The following is a 26,556-nucleotide window of genomic DNA, read 5'->3' as shown; positions in this document are numbered from 1 at the left end:
TATTTAAATCTATGATCTCAAAAATAAATTCCAGCGCGGTTTGGGGGCTGGACGGGATACAGATCGAAGCGGAAGTGGATATTACTCCGGGACTCGCGGCGATCACAGTCGTCGGGCTTCCGGACACGGCGGTGCAGGAATCGAAAGAGCGGATAAAGTCAGCCATAAAAAATTCCGGATTTAAATTTCCTCATTCGAGGATTACGATAAATCTTGCGCCGGCGGATATAAAAAAAGAAGGGCCTTCTTACGATTTGCCGATCGCGATCGGAGTGATGGCGGCGAGCGGCCAGCTCGGAAAAATAAATTTAGAGGATAGCGTGTTTGTCGGAGAGTTGGCTTTAAATGGCGCGTTGCGCCACGTGGCCGGAGTGCTGCCGATTGCGATTTTTGCCAAAAGCAAAGGATTTAAAAAATTATATATTCCCAAGATCAACGCCTTGGAAGCGAGCTTGATCAGCGGGCTTGAGATTTATCCAATAGAAAATTTTCAACAATTGATAGCGCATTTGATCGGCAAGGCGAAGATCAGCCCTTTTAAAGCTCCAAGATTTTCTTTTAAGCAAAGGATAAACACCGATACCAATATGGCTTTTATAAAAGGCCAGGCGCATGCCAAGCGGGCGCTCGAAATTGCGGCCAGCGGCGCGCACAATGTGATCATGAGCGGTCCGCCGGGATCGGGTAAAACCCTGCTTGCCCGTTCAATGCCTTCGATCATGCCGCCTCTCAACGAAAAGGAGGCGATTGAAGTGATCAAGATCTATAGCATCAGCGGAACTTTGTCCTCAACCGATCCGTTTGCGATCGAGCGGCCTTTCCGCAGCCCTCATCATTCGGCCTCCGCGATCGCGCTGGTCGGTGGCGGACAATTTCCCAGGCCCGGCGAGATCAGTCTGGCGCATCGGGGAATTCTTTTTCTTGATGAATTGCCGGAATTTCCCAGGCAGCTTCTGGAAAGCTTGCGCCAGCCCTTGGAAGACGGCACGGTAACGATCTCCCGGGCGCAAGGATCGCTTTCTTTCCCCGCCAAATTCTCGCTGATCGCCAGCATGAATCCTTGCCCGTGCGGATTTTTTGGCAATCCTCATCACGAATGCCGCTGCAGTTTTTCCCAAATAAATAAGTATCAGAAAAAAATATCCGGACCTTTGCTTGACCGGGTGGATCTCTTCGTCGAAGTTCCGGAAGTAAAAAAAGAAAGCCTGGCCAGCGATGCGCTGGAAGAATCTTCGGAGCGCATCCGCGAGCGGGTGGTGCGCGCGAGGCTGATCCAGGAGAAAAGATTTGCCAATAAAAAAATCAGCACTAACTCCGAAATGACCCCGGAAATACTGAAAAAGTTCTCGCGCCTGGAAGAAGACGCTTTGGCGATATTATCGAGAGCGATGGAGCAATTTCACCTTTCCGCGAGAAGTTATCATCGGGTTATCAAGATCGGCCGGACTATTGCGGATTTGGCCGGAAGCGATAGAATCAAGGTAGAGCATATTGCCGAAGCGCTGCAGTATCGGGTTAGGGCGCAGGAAAGATAAAATTAAAGACCAAAAGCTTTTTAACTGCTAAAGCGTCCGAGGATCGCGTTAACAATTTAATAATATAGCTTATATGCCAATTTTCAATGATTTAAATTTGGATAATTGGAAAGAATCAGAAATTTGGACTGATAGTCTTTGGATTATTAAAGAAAGAGATAATTCAGGAAAACATAGTGGATTTTTTCACGGTAATTTTGTGCCACAAATTCCAAGACAGCTAATTTCAAGATATACAAAAGAAAACGATATTGTTTTTGACCCATTTTTAGGCAGCGGTACGACTGCGTATGAGTGCGAGACGCTAAAACGAAACTGCATTGGGATCGAAATTCAACCTCAGCTAGTAAAACACACACAAGATAAATTAGACAGCAAAAGAAACTTTTTTGAAATTTTAACAGCCGATAGTTCCAATGAAAAAACTTTTTTAAAAATCAATGAAGCGTTAAAGAGGCATAGACGCACAAAAGTTCAGCTGGCCATTTTACATCCACCATACGCAAATATTATAAAATTTAGTTCAGACAAAAACGATTTATCAAACGCTAAAGATCTTCACGAATTTTTAGAAAAATTTTCTTTGGTAGTTAAAAATACAATTTCGGTTTTAGAAAAAAATAGATATTTGGCTATTGTTATGGGAGATAAATATGAAAAAGGAGAGTGGATTCCGTTGGGTTTTTATTGTATGAATGAGGCTTACAAGCTAGGTTTAACGCTTAAAAGTGTTATTATTAAGAATATGGCGGGTAATCGAGCTAAACAAAACAAGGAAGCGATTTGGCGATATCGCGCGCTTACAAGCGACTATTATATTTTTAAACACGAATACATTTTAATTTTTAAGAATTAATTGAATATGAATTTTTTTAAACCAAACACAACATCTCATCACGATTTTGAAATATTGAAAGATTTAAAATGGCATTGCACAAAATGTGAATTAAAATCCGGTCAGGCGAAAACTTGGCAAATGTGGCGACATCAAGGAATACAATTAGACAAGGACGAAAAGGGAAATTTATTTAAAAAAATATTTTGTGAAAAATGCAAAAATAAAACTATCCACAGAAAATTAAAATCATTAAAAATTTCTGATGATACGAAAACGCGCTCTGGTTTGCCGCAAAAACTAGCGAAAAGAATTAAAGAAGTTTTGAAATTTGAGGATGCCTTGTTTTTGAGAAAAATGATGCCAAAAGAGTTGGAGATAGATCATAAATTTCCACAAGTAAGATGGAATAAAAATGAAGATGCAAACAATCGAGATATGTTAGAAGATGAAATTAAGGACAAGTTTATTCTCCTGACAAGAAGTAGCAATCTTTTGAAGTCTAGACATTGTGAGAATTGTTATAAAACTGGGAAAAGAGGCCGTTTCCCAGGAATATACTATTGGTTTGAAGGGGGCGAAGAATGGGATAAAGAAATTGATAAACATGATAAAGAAGGTTGTAGAGGGTGTTTTTGGAATAATCCTTATAAGTGGAGGGATGAATTAAATAAAATCATAGAGAGTATATAGTTAATAAAATACTTGTATAAAGTTAATTTGTATGTTAGAATGATTATGAGGATAGATAGATATAAAATTAAAGAACTTATGGCGAAAAAGAAAATTGACAATTTTTCTGAACTTGCTCGTATGCTTGGTATTTCCAAAAATCAGCTTTCTAATATTTTATCGGATAAATATAATCCAATAAAAAGCAATGTTGTTGAATTGGCTAAGTTTTTCAATGTTGATCCGAGAGATTTATTTCAGGAAAATAAAAAAGGTAATAATATTTTAAAAATTAGAAAGCGATTTGTTTCGTAATTTTATTGTATAATTATTATGAAGCCAGAAAAAAGCGCATTAAATATTGAGATAGAAAAAATTGAAAACAATTTTTTCTCCAAAGAAATAAAAAAGAAAAGGGCAAATGCCTTTCATTATTTATGTATGTCAATATTGTCAAACATAGATTATGAAGATATTAAGGAATCAGATATTGTTGATGGCAATGACGAAAATGGCATTGATGTAATAAATGTTAACGAATTAGACGAAGATAGTATTATTACTATAATTAACTGTAAGTCAGGAAAAGATAATTATTCGGAAAATGATTTAAAAAAATTAAGACGAGGGTTAGAATATGTTTTTGAAGAAAAAGAAAATGTTTATAAGAAGTTAAAAAATTTCAAGCTAGTTAAAAGGATAGCAGACATAAGAGATATTAAAGATTCTATAATATATATAAATATTTTTTATAGCGTATTTAATGGTTCAAAAATTAACGATAAAGTAGAAAGGGAAAGAAAAAGCATTGAAAAGAAATTTTCTAAGCTTATTTCTTTTGAATATCCGAAAGCTAAGTTATCTATAAATATAATAAATGGGGCAAGTTTATATAAGAAAAAATTATCTTTAATGGAATCTTTAAAGCACAAAGAAATTGAAATTGAATATTATGACAAGGAAAGAATTTTAAAGCCGGAAGTGATTAGTAATGGTGTGCTTGGTTATTTGTTGACGGTTAAAGGTAGTGCAATTGCTAAATTGGTACATGAAAATGGTGAAAAACTTTTTGAAAAGAATGTTAGGGGTTGGTTTAAATATAAAAAAAGCAATAATGAAATATACGAAACTTGCAAGAGCGATAAAGCTAATTTATTTTGGTTTTTAAATAATGGAATAACTATTGTTGGTGATTCAGCTACTCCAAATAGCGATAAGGGAGTTATTAAAATAAAAAATTTACAAATTGTTAATGGTCAACAAACCGCTCGTGTATTATACGAAGCTTTCCAAAAGAAAGAATTAAAGGAAGAAGTTAAGGTTTTATGTAGAGTATATACTGGTGGTGGCGAAGGTTTTGTGAATAGCATAGCCAAAGCAACGAATAATCAAATATCTGTTGGTAATAGAGATTTGATGTCAAACGACCCTAAACAATTGGCTATAGCAGAATTTTTTGGCAAGTTCGATATATTTTACGAAAGACAAAGAGAACAAAGAAGACCAGAGAAATTTATTGATATAATTAGTAGCAGACTTCTTGCTCAAATATCGCTATCTTTAATTTGTCGGAAACCATCTGTTGCGATGAGGAACAGAGAAGGCGATATGTTTAATATTAATAAATATTATACAGAAATATTTGAGCAAGATCCTAAAAAACTTTTGCTTGCTTATTTGGTTTATAAATATTGTTTTGGGAGGAGAAAACAAGATGATGAATTGAGTTTTTACGCTTCGCTACATATAGCAACAATGGTTTGGAATAAAAATTCTAAAAAAATGGATAAATTGTTTAGTTCTCTGCAAAATAAATTACCTAAGTTAAATTTAAGCAAAGAATATTCATCTAGTTATAAAGCAATAGATGATCTAATAAAACAAAATAAAAAGGAAGATTTTATTAGTATCGGACATTATATTAGTAGACTCGAGTTTGAATCATTATTAAATGGCAAGCTATGAATTATATCGGCTCAAAATTATCACTGTTGAAGTTCTTGGAAGAATCCATAGAAAAAGTAGTTGATAAAAACTGCGATACTTTTTGCGATTTGTTTGCGGGAACTGGAATCGTGGGAAGTTATTTTAAGAAAAAGGGCTATAAAATAATCGCTAATGATATTCAATATTATAGTTATGTTTTGAATAGGCATTATATTGGTAATCACAAAGAATTAACCTTTTCTAAATTATTAAAAGAAATTCCAAATTTGAGAAATATTAAAACAAAAGATCGGAAAAATCTTGTTTGCGGTTACTTATCGAATCTAAAAGGCGAGAAAGGATTTATTTATAAAAATTATTGTTTGGGCGGCACGAAAAAACAAAAAGTGCCGCGGCAATATTTTTCCGATGAAAATGGCATGAGGTGTGATGCCATACGCCAGAAAATTGAAAAATGGAAAAAAGAAAAATTAATTTCCGACAATGAATATTATTTTTTAATTACAAGCTTACTAGAATCAGTTGATAAAAACGCTAATACGGCTTCTGTTTATGGGGCATTTCTTAAAAAACTAAAGAAAACCGCTCAAAACGGTTTAGTTTTAAAGCCGGCAGAAATGATAATAAACGATCAAGAGCATAAAGTTTTAAATGAAGATATAAATACAGTAATAGAGAAAGTTGAAGGTGATATTTTATATTTAGATCCCCCATACAATCAGCGGCAGTATGCAACGAATTATCATTTACTTGAAACAATTGCTAAATATGATAATCCAAAAATTCACGGAAAAACTGGTTTACGAGAATATCAAAAACAAAAATCTCTTTATTGTTCAAGAGTTCAGGTAAAAAAAGCGTTCAAGGATTTGATTTTAAAGGCAAAGGCAAGATATATTTTTTTGAGTTATAATAATGAAGGATTGCTAACGTTGGCAGACATAAAAGAAATAATGAGCTTGAGAGGTAAGTATAGTTTTTTTACCAAAGATTATAACCGTTTTAAGGCGGACAAGGCGAAAAATAGAAATTATAAAGCAAGTAAAACGGTTGAGTATCTTCATTGCGTAGTTTGTAATTAGAAAAATATTATGGATGTTTTATCGCCAAATAAAAACAAAAACCTGTTTATCAGCGTTGATGGCGTGCAGTATGCGCGGATGCCGGTTAAAACGCACGTAATTTTGGAAAAAGACGATTTAAAAACAATATTATCGCAATATTTGAAGCCTTATCTCAAGGAAGGCGATGTGATATTTATCAGCGAGAAGATCGTGGCGATCACGCAAGGCAGGTCTTATCCGATCAAAGATATCAAGCCGTCGTTCTTGGCGAAAATTTTGGTAAAATTTGTCCATAAAACTCCGAGCGGGATCGGCATCGGCAGCCCCTGGACAATGGAACTGGCTGTTCGAGAGGCGGGAACAATAAAGATATTTTTGGCTGCTTTGGTTGCCGCGATCACGAAACCTTTTGGCATTAAGGGTATGTTTTACAGGATTGCCGGCAAGGAAGTCGCCGCGATAGACGGTCCTTGCGATTATACTTTGCCTCCCTATAACAAATATGCCAAACTTGGGCCGAAAAATCCGGCCGCAGTCGCGGAATTTTTAAAAGGAAAGATTGGCTATGACGTGATGATCATTGACGCCAATGATCTGGGCGTATCGGTGCTGGGAAAATCCAGCAAGAATATTTCCGATGATTGGGCCAGGAAAGTTTTTCGCGACAATCCTCTCGGCCAGACCAATGAACAAACGCCGCTGTGCATCGTAAGAAAAACGAATAAATAGTTTTTCTTTAGTGTTTTAAAATATGAAAAGCAAAGATCGCAAAATATTTTTGACAATATTTTTTACCCTAGCTTCGGGTTTAATTTTGTTTCTTTTATTTTTCAAGCCGGCGATCAAAGACAAATTCATCAGCGGCGATTTTGATAATTTAAAACCGGCGATGAGCATTGAAAAGCCGGAAGTGCATGAAAAAGGGGATATTGAACCGGAAAAACCTTTGGCTGATCCGCCGGAAGCGATAAAAGCGCTTTATGCCACCAGTACATCCGCCGGAAACCCTGCTAAAATAGATAATTTTATCAAGCTGATCAAAAAAGCCAATTTGAACGCCATAGTTATCGATATCAAGGATTATTCCGGTTATGTGTTTTACGACTCCGGGATAGAAGATGTCGCCAAATACAAAGCGGAAAAAATAATGATCCCCAAGATCAACACTTTGATCAAGAAACTGCATGATGAAAATATTTATGTGATCGCGCGAGTGGTGGTTTTTCAGGATCCGAGATTGGCGGCCGCGCGGCCGGAATTGGCGGTCAAGAATAGAATCACCGGAGGGGTGTGGAGGGATAATTTGAATTTAGCCTGGCTTGATCCCGGTTCGCAAGATGTTTGGGATTATATTGTAAAAATTTCCCAAGATGCCGCCAGCCGAGGGTTTGACGAGATAAATTATGACTATATCAGGTTTCCTTCCGACGGGCGGCTCAGCGCGATGAGTTTTCCGTTTTTTGATAAAAAGAAGATCACCAAAGAAGAAGGCATAAAAGAATTTTTTACTTATCTTCGGGAAAAAATGGGCAGTGTCAGAATTTCCGCTGATGTTTTCGGATTAACAACTTCGGCTAAGGATGATCTGGGAATCGGCCAAATCATAGAGAATGCTTATCAAAATTTTGATGCCGTAGCCCCGATGGTTTATCCGTCGCATTACGCCGTAGGTTTTTTGGGTTTTGCGGAGCCGGCCAGGCATCCTTATGAAGTGGTAAAATATGCGATCGAGAAGGCGGTAATAAAACTCGAAGAATATAATAGCACAAAAGAAGTTTTTGGCCCTCGGGAAAAAGAATTAAGCAATGCCAAAATTCGCCCCTGGATCCAAGCTTTTAATATGGGCGATATCTATACCGTAGACAAGATCAAGATTCAGATAAAAGCCAGCGATGAGGCTGGCGGGACAGGGTGGATGCTTTGGAATCCGGCAAACAACTATTCGTTTTTAAATAATTTTTAAAGCAAGTGTTTTTAATCTAAGCTATAATTAGAGTTATCAAGTTATTGATATTCTAATTTTCCTATGCTAGAATGAAAACATAATTGTTAAAATAATTTATGGCTGAAAATAAATTATCATCTATAAAATCACTATTAATTTTTGTCATTATTTTATTCGCTTTTATTACAGCGCTGATTATTGTCGTCTATCTTCCTGCGTTTAAAAATTATTCGCCGGTTGTTGTGCAACCGACAGTAGAACCAACGCCTGTTGTTGATATTTCGGACTGGAAGACTTATAGGAATGAAGATATTGGGTTTGAAATAAAATATCCAGTAGGATGGTATCTCTATTCTGATAGTCCCTCAGATATTTTTATTCAGCCGAACGAAGAAATACCAGAAAGCGTACCTGGTCCATATGCAAGCGCTCTGGGAATAAAAATTATAACTATTAAAGCAGGATCCGATCTCCTTCAATTAATAAAACCCGAGTTTGGCCAGGATGGAATAAATTTTACTAAAGAATTATTAATGATCGGAGGTACCCAGGGATTAAAAATAATTTCTATTTGTGATGGTTTTGAGCTGGGCTGTGGCACACCTCATTGGTTTGTTGCGAAAGAAAATATTTTATATCATTTTGATTCAAACTTAGGATATAATAAAACTTTTGATCAAATTCTTTTTACTTTTGAATTTACTAAATAAAACTTTATCTAATATTATAATGATTTTTAAAAAAGCGAAACAATTTCGCTTTTTTAATTTGTGGATTTTAAACACTATCAACTTAGTAACATCTGTCTTTTGCTTGACATTACAGAAAATTGTGGTACGATATTCATTATCACTAAATTGAAGAGTAAAAAGTGATAAAAAGAGGAAAATGTACCCTACAATCAAGAAACAAAAAATGACGAATCTAATAGATTCCGATGGTATCGACAGACGAACAAAAGACAATATAAGAAAAAGGTGATAAAAGATGAAAGAATTGATTAGAAAAAGAATAGGAATATTGGCTTATGCCATAACTGTATTAATACTGCTTTCTATGGTAGGAGCGGCGTATAGTAATCCACTTGAAGTGCTATTTAAAGCACAAGTTCCACCAGGAACAACAGGAACTCAAAACTGCGGACAAACTTCCTCGTTGATGGTGTTCTCATATTATAATGGCACTATTCCAACCGAACAGGGAATTAAAGATATAGACGATTGGCTTAATAAAACATATGGCAAAAAACAGCCAATAAACAACTACAATGGGGCAGCTACAACTACCTCAATACTAGAAGTTTTAGCTAAAGAATATGGAGGATTCACGGATAGTTACCAAGACAAAGGATGGACAATAGACAAGATTAAACAAGAAATTGATAGTGGTCATCCTATTATTGTATCTATAACAGCAAAATATCTTTCAAACAGAGGATATAATTATGCAGATGGGCATTTTGTCGTAGTAACGGGATATAATGCCACTCATATAATAGTTAATGATCCAGGAACATCTAAGGGCAGTAGTAAATATTATCTTAATAGCGAGTTTTGGGATGCCATGACTTGCAAAAGTGCAGAAAATTGTAATGCCAGACGTGCTGGTGGTTCTGTTGTTGTGGTAATGCCAAAAACACCTCCAATCCCGCCAAAACAAAAGATTGTAGTTCTCTCTCCCAACGGCGGAGAAAACTGGCCGGTTGAAAGCGAGCAAAAGATCCAGTGGAAGTATACAGGAAAGCAGACAACATCAGTAAAAATTGAACTTCAAAAAGGTTCTTCTCCCTTGTTAACCGAACTCATTGCTATATTTGTCCCAACAGACTATAACGGCGATGGTTCGTATCTTTGGACTATTCCTGCCACCCATGAGACAGGAACAGACTACAAGGTAATTGTTACGAGTATGGAAAACTCAAAACGTACCGATACCAGCGATGGATATTTCACCATCAGCGCGCCAGCACCGCCTCCAACACCGACCCCGACACCAACGCCCACACCAGCACCCACCGGACCTGTGCATAATGTCAATAAAAATACTGACTACGCAAGTATTCAGGCAGCCATCAATGATGCGAACACGGGAGATGAGATTGATGTTTACAGCGGCACGTATTATGAAAACGTGAATGTAAATAAGCAGTTAACATTGAAGGGAATTGGAAATCCTGTCGTAGATGCCCATAGCAGTGGAAGTGCGATCACGCTTTCCGCGGACGGAATCACTCTTGAAGGATTTACCGCGACTAATACCAGCTCTTCAGGAGCAGGAATTTGGATTGTTTCAAACAACAATACGCTCTTTGGCAACAATGCCGGCCCGAATAATCATTTTGGTATCTATATGGCGTATTCCAGCAATAATATGCTGATTGGCAATAATGTTAGTTCAAACAATGCCCACGGCATTCTGATGGAAGGCGGAAACAATAACAATACATTGATCGGTAATAATGTCAGTTCAAACAATGTTGACGGTATCTTTCTGTATTCTTCCAGCAACAACACATTGATTGACAACAATGTATCGAATAACCACCGTAACGGTATTTATATATGGTATTCCAGCAACAACAATACAGTGAATGGCAACAGCGCCTCGAATAATAGCTATGGGATCGTTTTGGAAGCTTCTATCTACAACAAAGTTTACCAAAATAATCTTGTTAGCAATAGCTATAATGGTTATGACACAAGCAGCAATCAATGGGACAATGGCACTGTAGGCAACTATTACAGCGATTATACAGGCATAGATTTGAATGGCGACGGCATTGGCAATACTCCATATCCAATACCCGGAGGCAGCAGCAGAGACAGATACCCGCTGATGAATAAATGGCAAAACTAGAAATTAGCAGAGGTGAAAAATAGAAAAGCAACAAGCAAGTAAAAATAAACATTTGAAAAGCTGAATTAAAAGAACAATAATTTCGGCTTATTTTTTTGCTCAAAACATCTAAATTTTAAAATAACAAAAAACACCTTTTGAGGTGTATTTTTTAAATTCGCAAAATATTTTGATAAATAAGGATGACTTATTCTTTGTCGTAAATATAACCCCTGATCACCGGATTATTGACCGACATAACTCTGACTGATTTAATTCCCAAACCAACAAAATTCATTTCGGAGATCGTGATTTTGTCGTTATTGACCGCTTCTACATAAGCCACGTGTCCATAGCGCGGATTTTCCGTGGTAGCTACGATAGCGCCTACTTGCGGGGTATTACCGGTTTTGAACCCATAAGCTCTGGCGTTCGCCAGCCAGTATTTAGCGTGTCCGTTCCATGGTACATAGCGGCGGATAGCGACATAATAAGTGCATTGACCCCACGGGAAACGACGGCCTTGGGCCGGGGAATAATCATCGCCGGCGACAGTATTGATATTATTTAAATCCTCGTTGTTTTTTGAGATAGAAGCCAAAATAACTTTCGGTTTTTTTGGCGCCGGAGGAGCCGGCATCTTGCCATCGGGTATGATCAGGATAGAATCAGTTTCCAAGGCATCCCCTTCCTTGAGAGAATTGTAAGCCAGGATCTCTTCTTTATCAGCGGAGTATTTTTTGGTGATCGTGGCGACGGTTTCGCCTTTTTTAATTACATGACGCACTCCGCTTATCGGAAGAATGACCAGTTTGTCGCCCGGTTTGATCTTGGTGGCGCTGGACAGATCAAGATTATTGGCCCAGAGCATGGTATTGGTGGAAATACCGAATGAATCCGCGATGGCGCTCGGCGTATCGCCGGATTTAACCTCGTAAACAAAAACTTCCCTTTTCTTTGCATTCACGCTTTCGGAAAAATTTGCCGAAGCAATAAGCGAGTGATTATTTATTATTACTATTGCCACATCGTCATAAAAATTATCCGTACCGGAATTCGCGGCGCTGTTAAGCTCGGAATCAGGAGGGATAAGGGAAGCATCGAAGCCGACATATTCTTTTCCTGAAGACAAGCCGACATAATAATTTATAGTGTTGATCAATCCGCTTTCGGTGATCTGCTCTTCCGATCCGCCCAATCCGGAACCGGTATAATTAAAAAGACTATTGTTTCCCGCGGGATTCATAGCCAGTCCTTGGTTAACTAAAATAACGCCGATTGCCATGCTTGCGACAGTTATCTTCAAGACCCCTCTTTGGAGAAGGCTAATCGAGGCGTTAACTATATTTTTTATTAATTTTTTCGCTAAAAATAAAATACCGATACTTTTAAGTCCTTCTTTATCTTAAAGTCTATCTATTTTTTTAAATAATCCAGAAATGTATGATCGGTTCGGGGTCAGATAGCCGATAAGATATTATAAGATTAATTATATCAGATTAATGCGCCGCTCTTTATCCTTATCTTATAGGATAGGGGCGTTTGATCTCTAAAATGTATAAGCAACTCCCAATGTCAATTAGTATACCATAGGGGAAAATGAAGTCAAGGAGAAAACCATTATTGCGCTGTTTTCCTTTTGGATAAAAGAAGAATAGACATAAAAACAATAAATTTAACGGGTTTTAACCACGGAAAGTGCCCAAGTTATCCACCAAAAAGCATATTACGCTATAAAAAGCTAATTCTGTCAATAGTAAAAACAGGAAATCTGATAATATAGAGGGTAGTTGAATAATATTTGAAAGTAGCCTATAATTAGAATATTGTTTGAAAATTATAAAATATATTTATTATGCCAATTTCAGATATCTTGGAAGGCTTGAACGAAAAACAGCGCGAGGCGGTGACGCACCCAAGCGGACCTCTTTTGATCGTGGCCGGTCCGGGTTCGGGTAAAACCCGGGTTTTGACCCACCGGGTTGCTTATCTTATAAAAGAGCAGCATATAAATCCGGATCAAATTCTGGGAGTGACTTTTACCAATAAGGCGGCGGAAGAAATGAGGATCCGGCTTAGGAAATTGCTTAGTGGCGGAAAAAATGAAGACGCTCAAGACAGCATGCCCGTAATCGGGACATTCCACTCATTCGGCAATATGGTTTTGCGCCGGGAAGCCAAGCATCTGGGAATGAAATCGGATTTTGTGATCTATGACGAGGACGATTCGATATCTCAGATCAAGAAGACAATGGAGGCGCTCGAGATCAATCCCAAACAATTCAGTCCGACTTCGATAAAATATGCGATTTCCGGGGCAAAAAACGAGCTGATCGGCGAAAAACAATTCCAGGAGCAGGCGCACGGGCTTTGGCAGGAGCAGGTGGCGAAGATCTACGCGCGCTATCAGGAAAATCTCAAGAAAAATAATGCTTTGGATTTTGACGATCTGATCTGCAAGCTCCACGAGCTTTTTAAGGATAACAAAGATATCTTAAAAAAATATCAGGACAGATTTTTTCATATTATGGTTGACGAATATCAGGACACCAATCTGGCTCAATATACTTTGATCAAGATGCTGGCCGGCGCGAACAGGAATATTTGCGTGGTCGGCGATACGGATCAGGGGATCTATTCCTGGCGGGGCGCGGATATCAGGAATATCCTGGCTTTTGAAAAAGACTGGCCGGAAGCCAAGATGATCTTCCTGGAAGAGAACTACCGGTCAACCCAGCGCATACTCGACGCGGCTCAAGGGCTGATCTCAAAAAATGTCTTGCGCCATGACAAAAAGATCTATTCGCAGAAGATCGAAGGCCATCCGCTTTTTATTTATGAAGCTGCGGACTCGAGAGGCGAGGCGAATTTTATTTCCCGGACTATCCAAAGCCTGATCATCGAGTCAGCTAAAAAACCCAAAGAGGAAAAGATCAGTTTCAGGGATTGCGCGGTTTTTTATCGCACTAATGCCCAGTCGCGGATAATCGAAGAATCTTTTATCAACGAAGCTTTGCCATACAGGATCGTGGGCGGAGTGAGATTTTATTCCCGGCGCGAAGTAAAAGATATTTTGTCGTATTTGAAAATTATCCAGAATCCCAGCGATTTGGTCAGCTTGGCGCGGGTGATCAATGTGCCGGCGCGCGGCATCGGCGAAAAAAGCGAGAAAATAATATTCAAGAGTTTGGAGAAAAGCGGGGGAAATCTGACCTCTTGGGTTAAGAAAACCGATCTGGAAGAGCTTGGGCTTGGCGCGAAAGTTGCGGAGAGCGTGAAAAAATTTGCCGGTTTGATCTCGGAGATCAAGAATAGCGAGGACTTAAATTTGGAAAAAGCGATCAAGAAAATTTTAGTAAAAATAGATTACGCGAAATATTTGGCGGCTGCCTCGCCCTCGAGCGAGGAAAAAATAGAAAACTTGAAAGAATTGATCGCGGTGGCGAAAAAATACGCCAAACTGCCTTTGAAAGAAGCTTTGGTGGAATTTTTGGCGGAAGCGTCGCTTTTTGAAGAAACAGGGCGCAAAATCCACGATGACGCGATCAATCTGATGACCTTGCATTCGGCGAAAGGTTTGGAGTTCAAGGTGGTGTTTATTGTCGGGCTCGAGGAAGGCATTTTGCCGCACTCGAGAAGCCTCGCCGATATTAACCAGCTCGAGGAAGAGCGGAGATTGCTCTATGTCGGCATAACCCGCGCCAAAGAAAAACTTTATTTGTTGCTTAGCCAGCGCCGGAACCTGGGCGATATTATGCAGGCCAACGCGCCGTCGCGCTTCCTGCGCGAGATCCCGGATCATTTGATGGAGAGGGTGGAGGAAGAGTTAGGGTTTTAGGAAATAGAATCATGAAGCATGAATCATGAAATTTGGTTTAATGGTCAATTAGGGTGCTTAATTTTTAAGTATCTCGCATATTGCTTTGTATCTTTTGGTCTTGTTCATTCCTCGATGAATTCTCAGTAAAGTTTTGAAATAGGAAAATGTTCCGTCTAAGGAATTGGTAGTATTTGGGATTTTTAATTCAGGATATTTTTGGTAAGTAAAAAGGTAAAGCAGATTTGTTTTTAAGCTTCGAAAGGCCGATCTTAATCTTTTGTGAGTGTAATGCAATTTTTGAGTTTCAGGATTGAATGATTTTTCTCTTAAAAAATCTTTCCATTTTTCATGCCAGTTATCCAATAAGGCAGTAAATTTTTTTTCAGATGAATCGGTTAGCGTTAGTGTAATTTTTCTTAATTCCTTGCCCGCATCCAGTTTTGGTTTTCTGGTTAAATATCGATTGATAATGGCTATTTGATGGAAGTGGCACATCTGCACCGGAAGATCCAAAAACACCTCTTTAACGCCTCTTTTACCGTCGATTACCGCTCCTTTTAGAATAAAACCCAGCTGTTCGATTTGAGTTCTGGCTTGCCAGTAAATTTCCGGAGTTTCTGTTGATACTTCTTTCCAATAAATATTTTTCTTTAAATTCGGTTCTCTGATCACCGCGACTCCGTAGCTTCTTTCAAAAAAAGTGACATCGGCGATGATTACAATCGGTTGAGGTTTTGGCAAATCATTTGGAGAAATTTTTACTGAATTTAATTGCCGATTTATCCATTTTTTACCTCGATGATATTTGGCTGATAAATCTTTTAAGGTTTGTTTTCCGCAAACATATTCTTTCCAAAGCTTATTCTGCAATCTGGATTTTCTTCGTTTGCTTTGAAAATTTTTGTTACAAACAGAACATTTATATCGCCAAACTCCATTTCTTTTACCCTTTTTAATTGCCTTGGAACAGCCGCAATATATACACTTTTTTTAAATGACATACTATAGATTTAAAATTAATTATAGATTAGATTAACTTTTTATCTATAGTATGCCATAAATTGAAGTTTTTAGGCACCCAAATTAACTATTAAGCCTGAAATTTGAATTATTTTAAATTTTTGTCATGCTGAACTTGTTTCAGTGTCTAATTAGTTCCTGTTGAAATAGTGATAATTTTTTCTGTTATGGCAAAAATAAACAAATTTGTCATTTCGATCCGCCAGTGGGCGGAGAGAAATCGCTTATACTTGCTATTTTACATGTCCAAGGGATTCCTCTTCGCCTGCGGGCAAATCGGAATGACAGAAAACAAGGACTATTTCAACAGAAACTAATTAGTTGATAAAGAATTTCAATATTTATTTGATGTTTCAAGCTCGTCAACCATTTCTGTCTGCATAGGGCTTCTTTTAATGCATACAAAAATGATTGGCTTCGCTTTTAAGATGTGTGGCGGCATTTAATGCTAAAAAACAATAGATCCCGAAACAAGTTCGGGAAGACAGATGATGTAAAAATTGGATAAAAAAAAGACCTAAGTTGGGGGCTTAGGTTTAATGAGATAACTTATATTTTTCTATATTGCAAAACCATTTGCATAGAAGGCGATGAATAATATAACAAATATCACTAGTACCACGAAGTACACGAGTCGGTTTCCTGTGGTGCTTTCTTTTTTTGCTTCTATATTTTTTGCTTCTATATTTTTGGCTTTGAGGTAGCGATTTTTAGCGCGGAGCCTTATGTGTGCAGGAATATCTATTATAATTACACCATTCTCGCTGTCAAAAAGTAACAGTTTGGGAATATTACAAGTAGGACAGCTTATACTGTACTCTTGGCAACCGTTACTTCCAATTGGTGAATAGCGGCTAGAGTAGAAAATATCATCGGCATTTATTTCTAGCTTAGATTTACAGTGTGTACACACAATTTCTCGCTTCCATTCGACATCTTTTCCTTTTTCTAAAATTTTCATAATTTCACCTCCTATATGTTGTAATGTGCAAAGATTCACGATTTTCTCCTTGCTATTATTGATAGGTTAGGGTAAATTAAGGGAAAAGTCAAGGGCTTGATCGAGGATAAGATTGTTATGTCGTCGTATGGTAAATTAATGAGTCTTTTAGTAAAAATAATATAAATTGATTTTTTGTAATTTTCAAGCACCAAGTACCAATTTACAATGAATTTTCAATGATTAAATGTTCAATTTGAAAATTAGTTCATTGTGATTTCATTGAGATTTGGGATTTGAAAATTGAAAATTTTAAACTATGTTCGATTTAACCAATCCCGATACAATTCAAAGCCTGCTTAAAAAGCATAATTTCGCTCCCAATAAATTTCTTGGGCAGAATTTTTTGATTGATGAAAAAGTTTTGGAAAAAATTATTGCCACCGCAAATATCAAGGAAGGCGACAATGTGATCGAGATTGGCCCGGGATTGGGAGTTTTGACAGAAGCTCTGCTTGCCAAAGGCGCGAATGTAGTGGCGATCGAAAAAGACAAAGACCTGATCCCCGTGCTGGAAGAAAATTTAAAAGAATTTAAAAGTTTGAAGATTATCAATGATGATTTTTTGGAGGTTGATCTTGAAAAGTTGCTGCTTGGACATTCAATGTCCAAGTCCAACTTGGACATTGAATGTCCAAGCAAGTATAAAGTCGTATCAAACATCCCTTATTACATCACTTCGCCGGTATTGAGAAAAATTCTTACGGCGGAGACGAGGCCGGAGGAAATAGTTTTTCTGGTCCAGCGCGAAGTGGCGGAGCGAATTTCCGCCGAGCCGGGGCAAATGTCGGTCATTTCTGTTTTTGTCCAATTCTATGGCACGCCAAGCGTGGTAGAGATCGTGAAACCGGAGTCTTTTTGGCCGGCGCCAAAAGTGGAATCAGCGATCTTGAAAATTGTCGTGAATAAAGACAGTAAAGTTTTATCAAAACAATCCACCCTCCTTCGCCCCGCCTTCACTAAAGTTTCGGCGGACAAGCAAGGCTCCGAAGGGTTCCCCCCTTTATTTTTGCGGCAAGCCGCAAGTAAAGAAGGAGAAAAATCTTTTTGGCGATTGGTGAAAATCGGGTTTTCCAGCCGGAGGAAAACTTTGGCGAATAATTTAGCGGCCGGACTTCGCCTTAAACCAACCGAAGTCCGCGAATCGCTAAAAACGCTTGGTTTTAGCGATAAAACCCGCGCGCAGGAGTTAGGCATGGAAGATTGGCTGAAAATGCGCGAAAAATTCATAAACTAATTGACAAATCGCTATTTTATGCTATACTGGTAAGTCCACAAACTGCCAGTTTTTATTTGCTTATTTTTAAAGCAAAAACCGGCAGAAAGTGGGAAAATCATGCTCTTTACAATTTAGAGGATGCAAAAGAAAGAATGTTGGCATTCGAAAAAATGCTGGAATTGATTAGGAAAAGAATGAAAATAATTGAAATGAATGTAATGGAGGAAGAAATATGGCTGAAAAAGAAAAAGAAAGCGAACTGGATAGACTGAACAGGGAGCAAGGAGAAGCGAAGAAGGCGGAGAAACCAAAAAATGGAGAAGAAAACAGTGTTCTTGTGCGGCACAGGTCTGTTCAGCAAATAGCGGAAGAAGAGGGTATTAAGATATCAAAATACCCAAAAGTAATACTTGCGCCGTTAATATTCCTTGTGATTTCTTCAGGGGCGATAAGCGCGGCAGCTTATTATTCAGGCTTTGGAAATAATATAATATATGGAGTTACCGCGATAATTTGGGCTGTGTTTATTACAACACTGGTGGTGGAATAATGACATTACATTTTGTACCAAGACCATATGAATATGTTATTAGCTGCATGGGTGAATTCAATGATCTGGCTAAACCGGGACCTTATATTACAATACCAGGATTAACTAGGGTTGTAAGCAGGGTAAAAGTAGATTCTTCCCAGTTTCTTAATTTATTTAGAGATGAAAGCAAACCGGTTTTGTTATTAAGCGGCGTAAAAATTAAGCCGGTCGTGGTTGCTAAAATTAGAATCATGGATGCATATGCAGTCACATACAATTTAAGCGTTCACGACTTTTATGTCGCCGAGCTTGAAGCAATTAATGTAAGATATAGAAGTGACGAGAAATATTTCTATGGTTTGGAAGAAATTTTGACCGCATTTGTGAGAAGTCGTTTGGCCGCTTTGAGTATAGAAGAAGTTCTTGAGCTGGATAAATCGGAAGAAGGAACAGTGGGCGTAGTGGCAAGAAAAGACCTAACTGATCAACTTCAGCGTGAAGGGGACAAAAAATTAGCAGAATATGGGGTTGACTTAGAAGAGGTTTTAATTCCGGAAGTAGAAGTGCTTGATACTTCGATTTTATCGACACTTCAGCAAAAATTTACAGCAGTTCAAAATGAAAAAATTGCTGTATTGCAAGAGAAAGTTGAAAAAGCCCAGGTACAAGTAGAAGTTCAGAAAGCTGCTCAGGAAGTTCAAAAAGGAAAAGGCGCAGGATCCTTCTTTGAAGAACAAATGAAGAAATTAAAAGATCAAGGTCTTACCAGTAAGGAAGCGGTAGAATTTCTTGCCACGCAAAAGTGGGCAGACGCGGCCCAAAAAGGAGCAAATGTTAAGATAATTACCATGGGCTCCGATGGAAAAATGTCTATGCCTGTAATGACCGGAATCGGAATGGGCGTTGGTCAAGATGCGACAAGCGATAATGAAAATAAAGCAGCTGAAAAAGCACCTGAAAAAAAGCCTGAAGATGTGAAAGCAGAACAGGAAAAGACAAGGGTAAAGCCGAAAAACAAGAATAAAAAATAGAGGAGGTTGAAATGGACTTTAAGAAGGTTTATTTAATTCCTTTGACACTGTTTGTTTTAGGCATCAGCTTGTTAATGAGTTTGCCTTTGTGGATAGCGCTAATACCAATCGTAATTGTGGTTTTAGTTGTTATCTACAAATTTTTAAAGGCAAGAGCAGCACAACAGGTAGGAGCTCCGACAACGACAGGATGGTTTGGAGGTAAGATAAAAAGACCAAAAATAAGCATTATAGGGATTGTCGCATGGACCATTGTAATCCTGCTTGGATTTTTTATGGTCTATAATGGCATTCTGGAGGTACCGGACAGGGTACTTGGGGCGACTGAGTTGAAAAACCTTACTGTTGGAAATTGTAAAGTTCAAGGTGAAAGCCTTGTCTGCACAGGGCCGTTCACGATAACAATCGCGGGTTCCTCTAATCTGACCACCATCGGGAGCGTGAAAGTTAACCCCGGTTCAAATCCGATTAGGGAACTGGATATATCCGCAGGTTTATATCTTGTGGAATATTCGCAAGGGTATATTAAAGACCTTGGAGGGGAATGCACTTACTCCGAGAAAGATGCAATATATCATCGCGCGGTGATATATTATAACGGTAATCCGAGATATCAGGACTGTTATCCAGTGGCGGTTCCCACTGGAATGGCGCCGGAACAATTGTGGTTCGGTACAAACTGGTTGCGGTTGACGCAGGTCTTCGACGTAGAAGATCCGTATTTTTATGTAGGACTGGAAAAAATTTCCACATCATACATAAAGGATGTTCCGCAGCAGTATATGCGGTATCCAATAGTTTTGAGTTCGAAACAGAGCTTAAGTAATACCACAGAAATAAGTAGCGTGAATATAGTACATTCACGCTATAAATTAATTTAAAAAATTCATGGCAATAGATATCATTCTATTGCTTCTTTTTTTGTTAAAATTTATATTGCGTTATAATTTTAATGGTGGTATAATTAAATAAAATTGTTTAGCTACACAAAACTAAACATTAAAATAATTTTTTATGTTAAAAATATTTTTATCAAGATTGCGTGAAAAATTTAGTTTAAAAAATATTAAGGAGTTTAAGTTAAAAAAACATACTAAACTTTTTTCAGTTTTGGCGGTTTTGATAGTTGTCGGTTTAGCGTTGCCGAAGGGATTGGTGTACGCCGGTTGGGAAGATGCTATTTTAGGCCACACACTTTTTCCTATTATATATGTAATTTTTTCGGTTTTGCTTATGATTGCTTGGGTGATAGTTGGAATCGCCGCTTATACTCTTAATGCTGTTTTGAATCCGGCGATTATGAATCAAGTTTTTTCCAATCCGGGTATATATCAAGGATGGACAATTATTAGAGATATTTGCAATTTGCTTTTTCTTCTCCTGATGCTTTTGGTGGCTTTTGGGACAATCGTACAAAGCGACAGATATAATATTAAAAAATCTTTGCCCAAGCTAATCCTGGCGATTTTTTTGATAAATTTCAGCAATGTTATCGCCGGTGTGATCATAGATTTTGGCAATATTCTGATGTACGGGATATTATCATGGATGTGCGCTATCCCGGAGTCTTGTTTTACTGATTTTACGGGTGGATTGATGAGGATAGCAGGTAATTTTGTCAATGAATACAACGTTTTAAATGTAGGCAGTTATTTTAGTTTTTCAGGAGTTACAGCGCAGATGGCGATAGGGGCGGGGATTGCTTTGGTTTATACTTTTATTTATGCTTTTATTTTGCTGGCATTGGCATTGTTTCTTATAGTTAGGACAGCCGGATTGGCAATACTTCTAATTCTCGCGCCACTTGCCTATTTTGGTGAAGTGATGCCGGGGATGGAAAATTTATCAAAAAAATGGTGGGATAATATTTGGAGTTATACGCTTTTTGGCCCGATTTTTGCCTTGATGCTCTATATTTCCGGTGAACTCGCTCGGATAAGGATTGTTGTTCCGCCGATCTCTGCCGGTGATCCGAATCTTGGCTGGTTTAGCGATATTATTATTATAATTATTCAAAATGCAATTCCCTTGGTTTTTCTTTTGGCAATAATTCCAATTACAAAATCGCTGGGTTTAGCCGGGACCGATACGATAATGAAGAATACGACGGGGTTGGGGGAGAGGATTGGGAAAGGAGCGATGAGTTATGCTGGGGGGGCGACGGATAGGTGGTTGGCGAGAGGTGCACAAGATCAAAGAAGTGGGTGGAAAGGTAAATTCAACAGAGCAAGGGCGTATTTATCGCCTGGAGCAATAAAACGAGGATGGAAGGCTAAAACATCTGAGCAAGAACATGATTACGATGTAGCGGTAGGACAAATGCGCGATATACGTGCGCCGAAAAGACTTGGAGGCAAGGAAACTCATTATAAGGATATTGCCAATCGAAATGATGTAGCACGAAGAATAAAAGATTTTGCCACAACGAATGGGGATGAAATTGTTGATATGTTTCAAGGTGCGACTAATATTACGGATAAGCAGGTATTATTAAGAATGGGGGCAGTAGAAGGCAAGTCATACGCGATGGCCGCAACGCAAACAGATAAATCAACTGGTAATAAATATACTGCAGACGCTGCAGGTTATAATAAATTTGTTCATGATCATATAATACCGCATATGAATTCAGAAGAAGCGGCTAAACTTTTTGAAGATATCGGAGATCTGGAAAAGAAGAAAGGAAATATGGGATTAGCGGATTTAGGTCATTACGATAAAGGAAGCAAAAAATGGGATACTTATAATTATAGCGCTCCTGATATTACAAAAAATGGTATAACGAAAACTCAAGAAGAATGGCATAGGGAGGATATTGTTAAATCAGTAAGAAGAAGCAATGCTTTGAGCTCAATGAAAGAATTACGAGCATCAACTTTTATTAATGAAAATGGAGACTGGAATGAAACGGGAGCGGCTTTGGCTCCAAGTTTGCAAACAGTAGAAGCAAAGAGTCATATTAAAAAGTTAAAACCAGAAGAAGCAGAACAAATGAAAATAGGACTTCTAAAGAAAGAAACAAGATTGGCAGCCTTGGTTCCCCCTCAACATTTATCTGCAGCTGAAGCGGGTCTTTATGCAGATATTGTTCATTTTTTCCCGTAAAGTGTTTAATAAATATAATAATATATAAATAGATTGGGAATAAAATTATTTATATGGAACAAAAAGAAACTAATAAAATTGAACAAATTAAACAAAAGGTTAAGCAGGCGGTTGATGATTTAGATATTAGCTCAGCGGAAGAGATTACAGAAGAAGTTAATTTTAATTTAAGTAAATTGTTAGAATTGCCAGAAAATAATGAGCAAGGAATAGAAGAATATTCTAATTTGTTGATTTGTTTAAAACTGGTAAGATTGCCTTTTTTGAAAGATACTGAAATGACTAGATTTATAAAAGAATCTCTTGTCGGCGCGCTAAATGTAGAGGAAATAAATATAATGGAAAGAATTGAAACTCGGCAATTATTATTTCCCAGAGAAACAAGGCTTGAAATGGTCAATCAGCCGATTATGGAAGCGCTGCATGAAAACAATGAGCAGATCGGCGGAGGAAAAATATTTGTCACTGGCGCGAATAATCCCGAGATGCCAACAATAAAAAATTGGCTTTTGGATTATGACAGAACGCATGGCACCGAGCCCCAGAAAGACCTTACCTGGCTCGATTACGCGAAAAAAAACGCGATTAGCGCGCGCTTGAACACCAGCCAGGCGGATACTTTGAGAAAACTGTTGAAATTATATGAATGGCTGAAGAGAGAACCCGTAATAGAATGACAAATTTCCAATTTTGAATTTTGAATGTTTTAATGTTTCAAAATTAAGTCATTCATTCGAAATTAAAAATTCGAAATTAAAAATTTATTTTAAACTTCGTTTAAAACTATGCAATATCCTGTTCCGCAATTTATTGATGTTGAAGACACGGTAGTTGGACCGCTGACAGTCAAGCAGACTGTCATTCTTGGATTGGGCGCGATGATTATTTTTATGTCCTCGCTGATATTCGTCGCTTTTATCGCCGTATTGATAGCTCTGCCGACCATTATTGCCGCCATTTTATTTGCCTTCTACAAACCCAATGGCCGGCCGTTGTATGTTTTGATCGCCAATTATTTTACTTACAATTTCAAGCCGAAATTATATATTTGGCGAAGAGAACCGGAAGGAATTTTGATCAAACGCGGAATCAAAAAAGAGGCGCTTAAAGAGAATATAAGCGCGGAGTATAAAATTATTTCCCGCAATCGGCTCCAGGAACTGGCGTGGATGCTGGATACTCAGCAAGCAATAGCGGCGGAAGGAGAAAGGGAATCAGTTTAAAATTTTGAATTTCCAATTTTGAATTTTGAGTGAATTTTGAATGATTGAATGTTTCAAAATTAATAAATTCGAATTTGATTCGAAATTCAGAATTCGAAATTAAAAATTATTAAAATATCCGATATTTAAAAAAATCGAACATTAAAAAACAAAGTTTTTAATGTACAGAAATAATATATTATAAAAAAACACCATGGATAAGTTTTTCAGGGAAAACGAAGAAAAACAAAAAAATATCAATAGTTTTCAGCGTTATCTTGATATTAGCGAGATCAAGGAAGGTACGATAATTTTAAAAAATCAGGCTTTGCGAGCCGTGCTGATGGTCTCCAGCATTAATTTCGCCCTTAAATCCCAGGAAGAACAGGACGCTATCATTTATCATTTTCAGGGTTTCCTAAACTCCGTGGATTTTTCCATACAGATAGTGGTCAGCTCCAGAAAACTGAACATCGAAGATTATTATAAGACACTGACGATCCGCGAGAAAGAGCAATCCAATGAATTATTGAAAGTCCAGATCGGCGAGTACCGGAATTTTATCAAGGAATTGATCGAGATGTCCAACATCGTCAATAAAACTTTTTATATTGTGGTGCCGTATTCTCCGTCGGAAGAGCTGGCTCAGGCCGGAAAGAGTTTTTTAAGCGGATTGACCCAGTCAGGCGCGAAAAAGCCCAGCGCGTTCCGTTCCGAGGATTTTGCCAAGAACAGGAATCAATTGATGCAAAGAGTTCAGCATGTAGCCAGCGGTTTATCAGGCGTAGGAGTGAAAATGACCACGCTTAACACTCAAGAGCTGATCGAATTATTCTATACGATCTATAATCCGGAAATTTCCGAGCATGGCGGATTGACAGCGATAGAACAATTGGATGTGGCGATGTAAATTTTGCCAAGTAAATTTTTGAATTTATTTTTATCATTATAATGTTATGTCATTTCTCGACAAAATTTTTAAAAAACCGGCGTCTCAAGACCTTGCGATCAAGGATCTGATGGAACAGGAAAAAAACTATCAGCGCGGAGTATCAACCGTGAAAGATCTGATCGCCCCGTCAGCATACAAGATCATGTCGGATTATCTGATTATCGGCAAGAAAATGGCCGCCACTTATTTTATCCATACTTATCCGCGGTATTTGCAGACGAATTGGTTTTCACCCGTGATAAATTATGATATTACCTTCGATGTCGCGCTTTTCATCCATCCGGTGGATAGCGTTACGGTTTTAAAAAGTCTTTTGAAAGTCGTCACTCAGGTCACATCCCGTATCAGGATGGAAGAAGAAGCGGGAAAAGTCCGCGATCCGATGCTGGAAACCGCTTTGGCGGACGCGGAGAGCCTCCGCGATAATTTACAGCAAGGATCGGAAAAATTTTTCCGGCTGGGGATTTATATCACTTTTTACGCGGATACCAAAGAAGAATTGGATAAAATGGGGCGCGAGGTGGAAGGAATGTTTGAGGCGCAACTGGTTTACGCGAAACCAGCGGTTTTCCAGATGGAAGACGCTTTTGCTTCCACGATACCTTTAGCCCAGGACAAATTGTCCATCGGCAGCAATATGAATACCAGCCCGCTTTCGACGATCTTTCCTTTTGTGTCGAGCGATGTGACTTCAAACAGAGGCATTCTTTATGGCATAAATCGGCATAACAACAGCTTGATTCTTTTTGACCGGTTCTCGATGGAAAACGCCAATATGGTGGTGTTCGCCAAATCCGGCGCCGGTAAGAGCTACGCGATCAAACTTGAAATTTTAAGGACTTTGATGTTCGGTATTGATGTGTTGGTGATCGATCCGGAAAATGAATACAAGTATTTGGCGGAAACCGTTAACGGGGCATTTTTGCGGATTTCTTTGACCAGCGATCATCATATTAATCCTTTTGACCTGCCTGTTCCTCTGGAAGACGAATCTCCCGCCGATGTTTTAAAAACAAACATTATTCATATATCGGGATTGCTGAAGGTAATGTTCGGCGCCCTGACGCCCGAGGAGGATGCGATTTTGGATCGCGCCATCAGCGAAACTTACGCGATAAAAGATATTACTCCAACCTCCGATTTTGCCACAGCTATTCCTCCGACTATGAGCGATCTGGGGGAAATTCTTGCCAATATGCAGGGAGCGGAATCTCTTTCTGTGCGGTTGAAAAAATTCACGGAAGGGACTTTTAGCGGATTTGTCAATCAGCCGACGAATATAAAAATAAACAAAAGTTTCGTCGTATTCAATATCCGCGATATGGAAGAGCAATTGCGTCCGGTGGCGATGTATATTATTTTGCACTATATTTGGACGCTGATCAGGGGACAGTTGAAAAAGAGGATTTTAGTGGTTGATGAAGCTTGGGTTATGATGCAAAACGAAGAAGCCGCCGCTTTTATGTACGCCATCGCCAAGCGATGCAGAAAATATTATATGGGGCTTACCACCATTACCCAGGATATTACTGATTTTTTGAGCTCGCGATACGGCAAACCGATCGTGACCAATTCTTCGCTTCAGCTTCTGATGCGGCAATCCCCGGCCGCCATCGATATGATCAAGGAAACTTTTTATTTGACGGATGAAGAAAAATTCTTATTGCTGGAAAGCAATGTGGGGGAAGGAATATTTTTTGCCGGAACAAAACACGCCGCGATCAAGGTGGTCGCTTCATATTCCGAAGATCAAATTATCACTTCCAACCCCGAGCAGATATTGGAAATAGAAAGAGCCAAAAAAGAGATGGGAGCGAAGTAAAAGGAAAAATTTAAAATTTT

25 protein-coding genes are annotated in these 26,556 nt (G+C 38.4%); 21 read left to right on the top strand and 4 right to left on the bottom strand.

What is annotated here, in order from left to right; all coding sequences use genetic code 11:
- Positions 1–11: 11 nt before the first annotated feature.
- From Q8N37_02715 to Q8N37_02670, 10 genes are all read left to right on the top strand, one after another.
- Entirely contained in the window at positions 12–1,535 is a 1,524-nt protein-coding gene (locus tag Q8N37_02715) for a YifB family Mg chelatase-like AAA ATPase (protein ID MDP3057410.1), read from the top strand.
- Between the two features lie 73 nt (positions 1,536–1,608).
- Positions 1,609–2,391 carry a DNA methyltransferase gene (locus tag Q8N37_02710; GenBank protein MDP3057409.1) on the top strand — a complete coding sequence of 261 codons (783 nt, stop codon included), beginning with the start codon at positions 1,609–1,611 and terminating at the stop codon, positions 2,389–2,391.
- 6 nt (positions 2,392–2,397) lie between these two features.
- Positions 2,398–3,063, top strand: coding sequence for a restriction endonuclease (locus tag Q8N37_02705; GenBank protein ID MDP3057408.1), 666 nt, complete (start codon positions 2,398–2,400; stop codon positions 3,061–3,063).
- 45 nt (positions 3,064–3,108) lie between these two features.
- Complete coding sequence (locus Q8N37_02700; protein ID MDP3057407.1) at positions 3,109–3,357, top strand: helix-turn-helix transcriptional regulator; 249 nt, start codon at positions 3,109–3,111, stop codon at positions 3,355–3,357.
- An 18-nt stretch (positions 3,358–3,375) separates the two neighbouring features.
- Positions 3,376–5,007: an AIPR family protein gene (locus Q8N37_02695; GenBank protein MDP3057406.1), complete on the top strand. Its 1,632-nt coding sequence runs from the start codon at positions 3,376–3,378 to the stop codon at positions 5,005–5,007.
- Entirely contained in the window at positions 5,004–6,071 is a 1,068-nt protein-coding gene (locus Q8N37_02690) for a DNA adenine methylase (GenBank protein MDP3057405.1), read from the top strand. Before Q8N37_02695 ends, Q8N37_02690 begins: the two co-directional genes overlap by 4 nt.
- Positions 6,072–6,080: 9 nt before the next feature.
- A complete protein-coding gene (locus tag Q8N37_02685; protein MDP3057404.1) occupies positions 6,081–6,782 on the top strand; it encodes a coenzyme F420-0:L-glutamate ligase in 702 nt (233 codons plus the stop codon).
- Positions 6,783–6,804: 22 nt separating this feature from the next.
- Positions 6,805–8,016, top strand: a complete 1,212-nt coding sequence (locus Q8N37_02680) for a putative glycoside hydrolase (GenBank protein ID MDP3057403.1) — start codon at positions 6,805–6,807, stop codon at positions 8,014–8,016.
- 98 nt (positions 8,017–8,114) lie between these two features.
- On the top strand, positions 8,115–8,708 hold the full coding sequence (locus tag Q8N37_02675; protein ID MDP3057402.1) for a hypothetical protein: 594 nt from the start codon (positions 8,115–8,117) through the stop codon (positions 8,706–8,708).
- Between the two features lie 277 nt (positions 8,709–8,985).
- The gene (locus tag Q8N37_02670) at positions 8,986–10,854 is read left to right on the top strand and encodes a NosD domain-containing protein (GenBank protein MDP3057401.1); all 1,869 of its coding nucleotides are present in this window, start codon (positions 8,986–8,988) and stop codon (positions 10,852–10,854) included.
- A gap of 187 nt (positions 10,855–11,041) precedes the next feature.
- On the opposite strand, the gene Q8N37_02665 is transcribed toward Q8N37_02670, so the two are convergent.
- Complete coding sequence (locus tag Q8N37_02665; GenBank protein ID MDP3057400.1) at positions 11,042–12,118, bottom strand: LysM peptidoglycan-binding domain-containing protein; 1,077 nt, start codon at positions 12,116–12,118, stop codon at positions 11,042–11,044.
- 570 nt (positions 12,119–12,688) lie between these two features.
- On the opposite strand from Q8N37_02665, the gene Q8N37_02660 reads away from it, so the two are divergent.
- Complete coding sequence (locus Q8N37_02660) at positions 12,689–14,671, top strand: UvrD-helicase domain-containing protein (GenBank protein MDP3057399.1); 1,983 nt, start codon at positions 12,689–12,691, stop codon at positions 14,669–14,671.
- Between the two features lie 57 nt (positions 14,672–14,728).
- On the opposite strand, the gene Q8N37_02655 is transcribed toward Q8N37_02660, so the two are convergent.
- From Q8N37_02655 to Q8N37_02645, 3 genes are all read right to left on the bottom strand, one after another.
- Entirely contained in the window at positions 14,729–15,394 is a 666-nt protein-coding gene (locus Q8N37_02655) for a hypothetical protein (protein MDP3057398.1), read from the bottom strand.
- An 80-nt stretch (positions 15,395–15,474) separates the two neighbouring features.
- On the bottom strand, positions 15,475–15,654 hold the full coding sequence (locus tag Q8N37_02650) for a hypothetical protein (protein MDP3057397.1): 180 nt from the start codon (positions 15,652–15,654) through the stop codon (positions 15,475–15,477).
- A 578-nt stretch (positions 15,655–16,232) separates the two neighbouring features.
- Entirely contained in the window at positions 16,233–16,634 is a 402-nt protein-coding gene (locus tag Q8N37_02645) for a hypothetical protein (protein MDP3057396.1), read from the bottom strand.
- A gap of 298 nt (positions 16,635–16,932) precedes the next feature.
- Here Q8N37_02645 and rsmA point away from each other — a divergent pair, with 298 nt between their 5' ends.
- The 10 genes from rsmA (at position 16,933) to Q8N37_02595 (ending at position 26,536) form a co-directional block, all read left to right on the top strand.
- On the top strand, positions 16,933–17,910 hold the full coding sequence (gene rsmA / locus Q8N37_02640; GenBank protein ID MDP3057395.1) for a 16S rRNA (adenine(1518)-N(6)/adenine(1519)-N(6))-dimethyltransferase RsmA: 978 nt from the start codon (positions 16,933–16,935) through the stop codon (positions 17,908–17,910).
- Between the two features lie 56 nt (positions 17,911–17,966).
- Entirely contained in the window at positions 17,967–18,164 is a 198-nt protein-coding gene (locus Q8N37_02635; protein MDP3057394.1) for a hypothetical protein, read from the top strand.
- On the top strand, positions 18,125–18,442 hold the full coding sequence (locus tag Q8N37_02630) for a hypothetical protein (GenBank protein ID MDP3057393.1): 318 nt from the start codon (positions 18,125–18,127) through the stop codon (positions 18,440–18,442). The genes Q8N37_02635 and Q8N37_02630 overlap by 40 nt, the downstream gene beginning before the upstream one ends.
- A gap of 47 nt (positions 18,443–18,489) precedes the next feature.
- Entirely contained in the window at positions 18,490–19,455 is a 966-nt protein-coding gene (locus Q8N37_02625) for a hypothetical protein (GenBank protein MDP3057392.1), read from the top strand.
- Between the two features lie 275 nt (positions 19,456–19,730).
- Positions 19,731–20,336 carry a hypothetical protein gene (locus tag Q8N37_02620; protein MDP3057391.1) on the top strand — a complete coding sequence of 202 codons (606 nt, stop codon included), beginning with the start codon at positions 19,731–19,733 and terminating at the stop codon, positions 20,334–20,336.
- A 133-nt stretch (positions 20,337–20,469) separates the two neighbouring features.
- Positions 20,470–22,560, top strand: coding sequence for a hypothetical protein (locus Q8N37_02615; protein MDP3057390.1), 2,091 nt, complete (start codon positions 20,470–20,472; stop codon positions 22,558–22,560).
- 53 nt (positions 22,561–22,613) lie between these two features.
- Positions 22,614–23,237, top strand: coding sequence for a hypothetical protein (locus Q8N37_02610; protein ID MDP3057389.1), 624 nt, complete (start codon positions 22,614–22,616; stop codon positions 23,235–23,237).
- A gap of 108 nt (positions 23,238–23,345) precedes the next feature.
- Positions 23,346–23,783 (top strand): PrgI family protein, encoded by a 438-nt coding sequence (locus tag Q8N37_02605; GenBank protein MDP3057388.1) that lies wholly within the window; start codon positions 23,346–23,348, stop codon positions 23,781–23,783.
- Positions 23,784–23,976: 193 nt separating this feature from the next.
- Positions 23,977–24,672, top strand: a complete 696-nt coding sequence (locus Q8N37_02600) for a hypothetical protein (GenBank protein ID MDP3057387.1) — start codon at positions 23,977–23,979, stop codon at positions 24,670–24,672.
- A gap of 46 nt (positions 24,673–24,718) precedes the next feature.
- Positions 24,719–26,536, top strand: coding sequence for an ATP-binding protein (locus Q8N37_02595; protein ID MDP3057386.1), 1,818 nt, complete (start codon positions 24,719–24,721; stop codon positions 26,534–26,536).
- Positions 26,537–26,556: the final 20 nt, after the last annotated feature.

The organism is bacterium (genome assembly GCA_030693205.1).
Classification (GTDB): Bacteria; Patescibacteriota; Minisyncoccia; order JAHIHE01; family JAHIHE01; genus JAHILZ01.
The sequence above is the reverse complement of the archived record's forward strand: the minus strand, read 5'-3'. Positions and strand labels throughout refer to the sequence as shown.